This is a genomic window from Halobellus rufus, from assembly GCF_000739575.1.
In the GTDB taxonomy this organism is placed as follows: domain Archaea; phylum Halobacteriota; class Halobacteria; order Halobacteriales; family Haloferacaceae; genus Haloquadratum; species Haloquadratum rufum.
The window spans coordinates 1-7,307 of record NZ_BBJO01000023.1 but is presented as its reverse complement, the minus strand read 5'-3'; the positions used below and the strand labels follow the sequence as shown (position 1 = coordinate 7,307).

7 protein-coding genes are annotated in these 7,307 nt (G+C 66.6%); all 7 read right to left on the bottom strand.

Annotated features, from left to right (window positions below):
- Positions 1-30: 30 nt before the first annotated feature.
- Positions 31-3,276: a carbamoyl-phosphate synthase large subunit gene (gene carB, locus ACP99_RS10090; RefSeq protein WP_049986491.1), complete on the bottom strand. Its 3,246-nt coding sequence runs from the start codon at positions 3,274-3,276 to the stop codon at positions 31-33.
- A gap of 182 nt (positions 3,277-3,458) precedes the next feature.
- Positions 3,459-3,698, bottom strand: a complete 240-nt coding sequence (locus ACP99_RS10085) for a hypothetical protein (RefSeq protein ID WP_049986490.1) — start codon at positions 3,696-3,698, stop codon at positions 3,459-3,461.
- A gap of 83 nt (positions 3,699-3,781) precedes the next feature.
- Positions 3,782-4,315, bottom strand: a complete 534-nt coding sequence (locus ACP99_RS10080) for a DUF5815 family protein (protein ID WP_049986489.1) — start codon at positions 4,313-4,315, stop codon at positions 3,782-3,784.
- Positions 4,316-4,415: 100 nt separating this feature from the next.
- Positions 4,416-4,667: a hypothetical protein gene (locus ACP99_RS10075; RefSeq protein WP_049986488.1), complete on the bottom strand. Its 252-nt coding sequence runs from the start codon at positions 4,665-4,667 to the stop codon at positions 4,416-4,418.
- Between the two features lie 85 nt (positions 4,668-4,752).
- Entirely contained in the window at positions 4,753-4,998 is a 246-nt protein-coding gene (locus tag ACP99_RS10070; protein WP_049986487.1) for a hypothetical protein, read from the bottom strand.
- Between the two features lie 173 nt (positions 4,999-5,171).
- Positions 5,172-5,870, bottom strand: a complete 699-nt coding sequence (locus ACP99_RS10065; protein WP_156105661.1) for a hypothetical protein — start codon at positions 5,868-5,870, stop codon at positions 5,172-5,174.
- Positions 5,871-6,023: 153 nt separating this feature from the next.
- Positions 6,024-7,034 carry a Cdc6/Cdc18 family protein gene (locus tag ACP99_RS10060; protein ID WP_049986485.1) on the bottom strand — a complete coding sequence of 337 codons (1,011 nt, stop codon included), beginning with the start codon at positions 7,032-7,034 and terminating at the stop codon, positions 6,024-6,026.
- Positions 7,035-7,307: the final 273 nt, after the last annotated feature.

The window sequence follows — 7,307 nt, the reverse complement described above, 5'->3', positions numbered from 1 at the left end:
AAAAACGCAGTCAGAAGGGAGTCCGCGGAGTCAGTCGTCCGAGGGCGCTCCCCACTGCTGGACGTTGCGCGGACGGTCCGAGACCGCTTCGACGTCGATCGGGTCGTCCTTCGCGTCGAGCGCTTCCAGCGCCGCGAACGCCGAGGCGGTCGTCGAGAAGTAGGTGATCTCCTCCTCGACGCAGACTTCGAGCGCGTCGCGGTCACGAGAGACCACGAGGTCGATCTCGCCGGCGCGGATCGCCGAGACGAGTTCGTCTTCGTCGTCGAACTCGACGAGATCGAAGTGGGCGTCGTAGCCCGCTTCGAGTGCCTGGCCGTCCTCTGTGTCCGGTTCGGGGAACTCCTCGGCGGAGAGGTCGACCCACGCGGTTCCGGACTCGGGGATCGGCTTCCCGGTGGCGTCCTGCGCCTTGTCGTAGGCCTTGCCGAACGTCGAGGCGGTGCCCATCACTTCGCCCGTCGACTTCATCTCCGGACCGAGGCGCGGGTCCGAACCCGGCAGGCGGTCGAACGGCAGCACGACCTCCTTGACGCTGATGTCCTCGGGGATCTGCTCCTCGGCCGCGAGGTCGTCGAGCGTCTCGCCTGCCATCACCTTCGCCGCGAGCTTCGCGATCGGGACGCCCGTCGCCTTCGAGACGAAGGGGACCGTCCGCGAGGAGCGCGGGTTGGCTTCGAGGACGTACACGTCGCCGTCCTTCACGGCCAGTTGGACGTTCATCAGCCCGACCGTGTCGAGCGCAGTCGCGATGTCCTCTGTGACCTCGCGCACGCGTTCGAGGGTGTCGGCGTCGAGCGACCGCGGCGGGATCATACACGCGGAGTCGCCGGAGTGAACGCCCGCGCTCTCGACGTGCTCCATCACGCCGCCGATGATCGCGCGCTCGCCGTCGGAGACGGCGTCGACGTCCAGTTCGATCGCGTCCGCGAGGAACTCGTCGATGAGGATCGGCTTGTCCGGGGAGACGCGAACGGCCTCCTCGATGTACTCTTTCAGCTCCTCGTCGGAGTGGACGACCTCCATCGCGCGACCGCCGAGAACGTAGGAGGGACGGACGAGGACCGGGTAGCCGATGTCGTTCGCCAGGTCGAGCGCCTCCGCCTCGCTGGTCGCGGAGCCGCCCTCGGGTTGGAGGATCCCGAGGTCGTCCATCAGGCGGTTGAATCGGTCGCGGTCCTCCGCGAGGTCCATCGCGTCGACGCTGGTGCCGAGCACCTCGCAGTCGAGGCCGCGGCGGTCGATCTCGAACTTGAGCGGGTGGCCGATGTTGACGGAGGTCTGCCCGCCGAACTGGACCATCACGCCGTCGGCGTCGGCGGCCTCGATGACGTCTGCGACCTCCTCTGCGGTGATCGGCTCGAAAAAGAGGCCGTCGGAGGTGTCGTAGTCCGTCGAGACCGTCTCGGGGTTGTTGTTGACGACGTGGGCGTCGATGCCCATCTCCCGCAGCGCCTGCACCGCGTGGACCGAGCAGTAGTCGAACTCGACGCCCTGCCCGATGCGGATCGGGCCGCCGCCGACGACGACGACGCTCTCGACGTCGCGGTCGACGCGGAGTTCGCCCGCGGCGGCGTCGCCCTCGTAGGGACCCTTGTAGAACTCGGGCTTGCGCGAGGAGTAGTAGTAGGGCGTCTGCGCGGCGAACTCGCCGGCGCAGGTGTCGACCTGCTTGTACGTGCGGCCGGGGACCGACGTCTCGACCTCGCCGACGCTCTCGCCCGTCGACGCCGCGATCTCGGCGTTCGTCACGCCCGCGGTCGCGGCGGTCGTGAAGTCGCCCTCCTGGGCGGCGTCCATCGCCTCGGAGACGCGCTGGTAGCGTTCGAGGTACCACTCCTTGATCCCGGTCAGTTCCTGGACGTCGTCGACGGTGTAGCCGCGGTCGAACGCCTCGAAGATGGCGTAGGTGCGGTCGGGCGTGGGGCGTTCGAGAAGCTCCGTTTCGAGCACCTCGTCGGAGACGGATTCGACGTCGGTCGCGGGCTCGTACTCCGTCGAGCGGATCGCCTTCAGCATCGACTCCTCGAAGGTCCGCCCGATGGCCATCGCCTCGCCGGTCGACTTCATCGCCGTCGAGAGCGTGAAGTCGACGTCGTCGAACTTGTCCTTGGGCCACCGGGGGATCTTCGTGACGACGTAGTCGATCGCGGGCTCGAACGCCGCGGTCGTCTCGCCGGTGATCTCGTTTTCGATCTCGTGGAGTCGCTTGCCGAGCGCGACCTTCGCGGTCACGCGGGCGATCGGGTACCCGGTCGCCTTCGAGGCGAGCGCCGAGGAGCGCGAGACGCGCGGGTTCACCTCGACGACGCGGTACTCCCCGCCGGGCGTGCCGTCGTCGTGCCACGCGAACTGGATGTTACAGCCGCCCTGGATTCCGAGTTCGCGGATCACTTCCAATGCGGCATCGCGCATCTCCTGATGACCCTCGTCGGGGATGACCTGCGAGGGCGTGACGACGATGGACTCGCCGGTGTGGATGCCCATCGGGTCGATGTTCTCCATGTTGCAGATGATGATACAGGAGTCGTCGGCGTCGCGCATCACCTCGTACTCGAGTTCGACCCAGCCGGAGATCGACTCGGTGATGAGCACCTCGTCGTTCCGCGAGAGGCGGAGCCCCTTGCGGACGCGCTCGTAGAGCTCCTCCTCCTCGTGGACGACGCCCGATCCCGACCCGCCGAGCGTGTACGTCGTCCGGGCGATCACGGGCAGCCCACCGACCTCGTCGACGGCGTCGTCGACGCGCTCTCGGAGGTCGTCCTCGGTCATACTCTGGACCTCCTCGCCCTCGTCGAGCGAGATCGTCGTCGACGACGGGACTGGCTGGCCGATCTTCTCCATCCGCTGGCGGAAGAGGTCGCGGTCCTCCGTCGCGTAGATCGTGTCCAGCGGCGTGCCCATAATGTCGACGTCGTACTCCTCGAGGATGCCCTGTTCGGCGAGTTCGGCCGTGACGTTCAGGCCGGTCTGTCCGCCGAGACCGGCGATGACGCCGTCGGGCTCTTCTTTGCGGATGATCTCCGAGATCGCCTCGGGCGTGATGGGTTCGATGTACACCCGGTCGGCCATCTCGGGATCGGTCATAATCGTCGCGGGGTTGGAGTTGACGAGGACGACTCGCGCCCCCTCCTCCTGGAGCGCTCGGCAGGCCTGCGCGCCGGAGTAGTCGAACTCGGCCGCCTGTCCGATCTGGATGGGTCCGCTACCGATGAGCAGTATCGTCCGGTCTTCGGACGCTGCACCACCGTCTGTCGCGATGTCCTCGTCAGTCATCACTGAGACGCAGTCCGCACATCGTAATAAGCCCGGCGAAATACTACGAGATGCGAAAGCCGATTTCGAAATTCGTAGTCACGCGGGGGAGCGCTTCGAGAGGGTGAGATGCCCCGCTCCGACGGATGCTGCTGCGTGCGCAAAGAGAAAGACGGGCGAGCACGGCGTCCGCTGACGTCCCCTCAGTTCCCGCGGTCGGCGTCCGCGAGCCGGTAGCGATACGGACTCCCGTCGACGACGACGATCGGTCCGCCGCGTTCGACGACCCGCCCGAGCACGGTCGCGACCCGATACGGCGTCTCGAAGCCGTCGACGCCGCGTTCGTCGAGTCGGTCACAGATCTCGCGTGCGGTGAGCGGTCTCTCGGCGTCGGCGAGAACGTCGAGGAGGTGCTCGAACCCGGGTGGCCGGGTCGCGATCATACCCTCCGTTCTCGGCGACGGCGCTTAGGTTTCAGTGCGACGGACGTCAGACGATCGGTGAGTTGATGCGCGATCCGCGGGACTCACGCGTACACGTCGTCCTCGGAGAGGTCTCGCTCCGCGCGGTACTCCGCGACGAACTCGCTCACGTCGAAATCGAGCATCTGCTCTTCGAACGCCGAGACGGCCGCGTCGTCGTCGGCGTGGCTGACGGCGTGCTCCATCAGTTCGACGACGAGTTCGACGATGATCTCGTGGAGGCGTCGCGAGTCGAAGTCGGTCACCCAGACGATTCCCGCCCCGACGTCGCCGTCGTCGCTCACGTCCGCGGAGGCGACCTGCTGGGGGAACTCTTCGAGAACGATGCCCAGCAGGTGCGCGGTCCCGAACTCCGGCATCTCCTCGCTCGTCGTCTCGACGGCCTCTCGCAAGACGGAGACGAGGAACTCGGGGAGGAACCGCTCGGGCGGGTGGGCGTCCATCACGATCGCGTGACGCTGCCCGCAGGCGCACTCGAACTCGCGCATCCCCAGATCGAACGACCGCACCGACCGCGTCTCGCCGCACGGCAGCTCGAGCGCCTCACCGCCGTCGCCCGGGACCTGCGGTTGTACCATACCCGGCGTTGTCGACGGCGGCGGTTAAACGTCGCGCTCTCGCGCTGTCAGCCGAAAAACGGAGCCTTCAATTTCCGTGTGCAGACGCCGCAGTCTGGCGTCACTTGCTCGCGGTGGTGTACAGAAGCGGACCGACGACGAGGAGCGCGAGGCCGAGGAACAGGAACTGAATCGGCACGAGCGACTGGGGCGTCAGCGCGAAGATCGCGCCGAACGCGATGGTGTTGATCGCGAGGACTTTCTGGGATTTCAGGGGGAGCACACCCACTGTCGCGAGCACGAACACGAGCAGGAGCGCGTGCCCGACGTGATAATCGAGCAGAAGACTGTCGACGAGCTGTAGGGGGAGCATCCTTATGCGGTGGTTCGGCGCGAATCGAGTATTAAAGTTCCGTTCTCCGCGGCGCAGAGCCGGGGTGATCCGGTCGACGACGGGACTAATTTGGGCCCGTGATGTCCATCGGGCGGATCCACGCGTACCAGATCGCCACGATCATTCCGCCGTAGCCGAGTACGAACACGATCGCCCCGAGGTCGTCGTAGCCGGCCTCGCCAAGCAGTCGGCGCGCGACGCCGGACCCCGCGATTCCGACGACGAGCAGCGCGGCCAACAGCAGTTTGTCGCGCGTCAACTCGAAGAGCCCGGCTCCGTCGCCGCTCTCGCGTCGGGTGTCGTCGGTCATTGCCGTGCGCTTACGGCCGCAGCAACCTGACGTTGTCGGACGCGGTGCGCTGGAACGGACCCCGAGACTGTTATCGTAGGATTCGCGAGCTTCTCTCACGCGATCGCACGCAGTCGTGCGATCGGCTGCGTGCGGCCTTACAAACACGACGACAGACCCACCCACGCTTCGATTCACCCGAACGGTTTAGCGAAGATCCATCCGTACAGCAGGTACGCGCCGACGAGTATCGCAACGATCCCCCAGAGTCGATACCGGAGCGCCTCGGAATCGGTCGTCCGGGGATTCGCGGCGGTGGTCCACGACCAGAGGGACCGCAGGCGCTTCGGATAGACGACCCCGAGGATTCCGAGTGCGACCGCGCCGAGAGCGACGAGGAGCGGGAGCACTCCGAACGCCTTCGAGGCCACGGGTTCGAGTCCGAGGAACCTGCCGAGTCGAAGGAGCGTCCGCACGCACCGGGAGACCCGAGTCCCCGACGCCTCGCCGGTGAGTCGAGAGACGACGTCGGGTTCTGACGCATCCGCACCGTGACCCTCCGCGTCGGCCACGTACTCGATCGCGAAACGCAGCCACCGATCGAGTTCGTCGACGTCGGGGGCGCTCGATATCTCTCTCGAGGCGAGTAACTCGGTGTCGCGAACGACGTGGACGGGCCGTAAGGGCTCGTCAGGCGGCGCGGGGCACAACCGGATCTGCCACCGAGACGCTGCCGATCGGACGGTCATATCGACCGGTCCGTGGGCCTCTCGCGTGAGCGTCACGTCGACTCGGTCGGGGGCCGAATCCTCGAACTCGGCGTCGAATCGAGCCAGCGACAGCACGAACTCGCGGGGCAGCACGTCGGGGTGAGTGTGCGGAGAGGGGGACATACGAACGGCTACAGTCGCAGGAGGTAAGCCGCTACAGCGCGGCGTAACGGAAGCAGCACCGAGAGCAGAAAGCCTGCGGTAGGAGGCGTTTCAGCCCCGATACACGGCATTCGGCGCAGTGACGGAAGTCCGACGGAACGCTTTCGACGGGCGTCAGCCGACCGGATCGGGGACGACGTAGGCGGCTCCGCGTCCGCGGCCCTCCTTTTCGATCACGTCGTACTGCCGAAGCCGCTTCAGGTACGTCCGACGGGTGGAATCGGCGACCGGATCGGCGGCCTCCGCTTCGTAGCGCGCTTTCAACTTCTCCGCCCGGATCGGTTCGTGTTCCGCCACGATCTCGTAGAGCAGTCGCAGATCCGTGCCGAACTCGGAGATGTACCGCTGTCGGACTTCTGCCTTCGCGTCGCTCTCGACCGCGCGTGCGTGCTCGCGTGTGACCGTCGAGTCGCCCTCGTCCATCGCGTGTCGGACGGCCTTCCGCAGGAGAATGATCCCGTAGCGGGCGTCGCCGGCGGCGATGTCTGCGATCGTCGGCGTGACGTCAGCCGCCACCGAATCCGGCGCGAGTCCGTACTCGACGCGGTTGTCGAGAATCGCCGTCAGCTCCCCGACGTCGTAGCGGTCGAGGTGGAGCTTTTCGACGCCGTGGAGTCGCGATCGGAGCCGCGAGTCGGCCTCCGAGAGGAACCCGTGCTCGTCGACGCAGACGAGAAGCAGCGTCACGTGCGACAGTTCGTAGAGATCGAACAGCGCCGTCGGCTCTCGGAGCGCATCGGCCTCGTCGACGATGGCGACGAACTGCTCGTCGAGGTCGGCGAGTCGGTCGCGGAACAGCACGGGGGCGTGCCCCTCCGGCCGGAGGTCCTGCCCGACGCGGGCGTCGCGGGCGAGCTTCCAGAGCGCCTGCGAGCGGGTCGAGCGGCTGAGGCAGTTCACGTATCCCCACCGCATTCCGAACGTCTGCTTCTCGAGTTCTTTGACGACGAACTTCGCGAGGGTCGTCTTCCCGACGCCCGAGGGGCCAGTGATGAGGACGTTCTCTCCCGAGCGTCCGCGCGTTATCGGCTCCAACGCGCCTTCGAGACGGTGGACCTTCGCGTCCCGGTGTTGGAGTTCCTGCGGGACGAACTGCGTCTGCAGGGCCCGCGTGTCCGTGATCATCGGCTCGCGATAGTCGGTGAGTGGACTTGTAAGCGAGCCGTCCGGAGTGAAAGTGGTACTCGTCGTTCGGGACCGAGGCCGGAATCGGCCTCTCGGCGGAATCGTCGCTGACGTCCGGAATCGATCCGCAGGAGACACACGTATCCGAAGTGCATTCGGACCGGAGATCCCTCTCCGTAGTTCGGTATCGCACGAAGTTAGGTGGCTGGGGAGTTGAGGGCCCCAACCACGGCCGGTCAGAGACCGACCGTGTGGAAGGTGGGCCAACGCGGA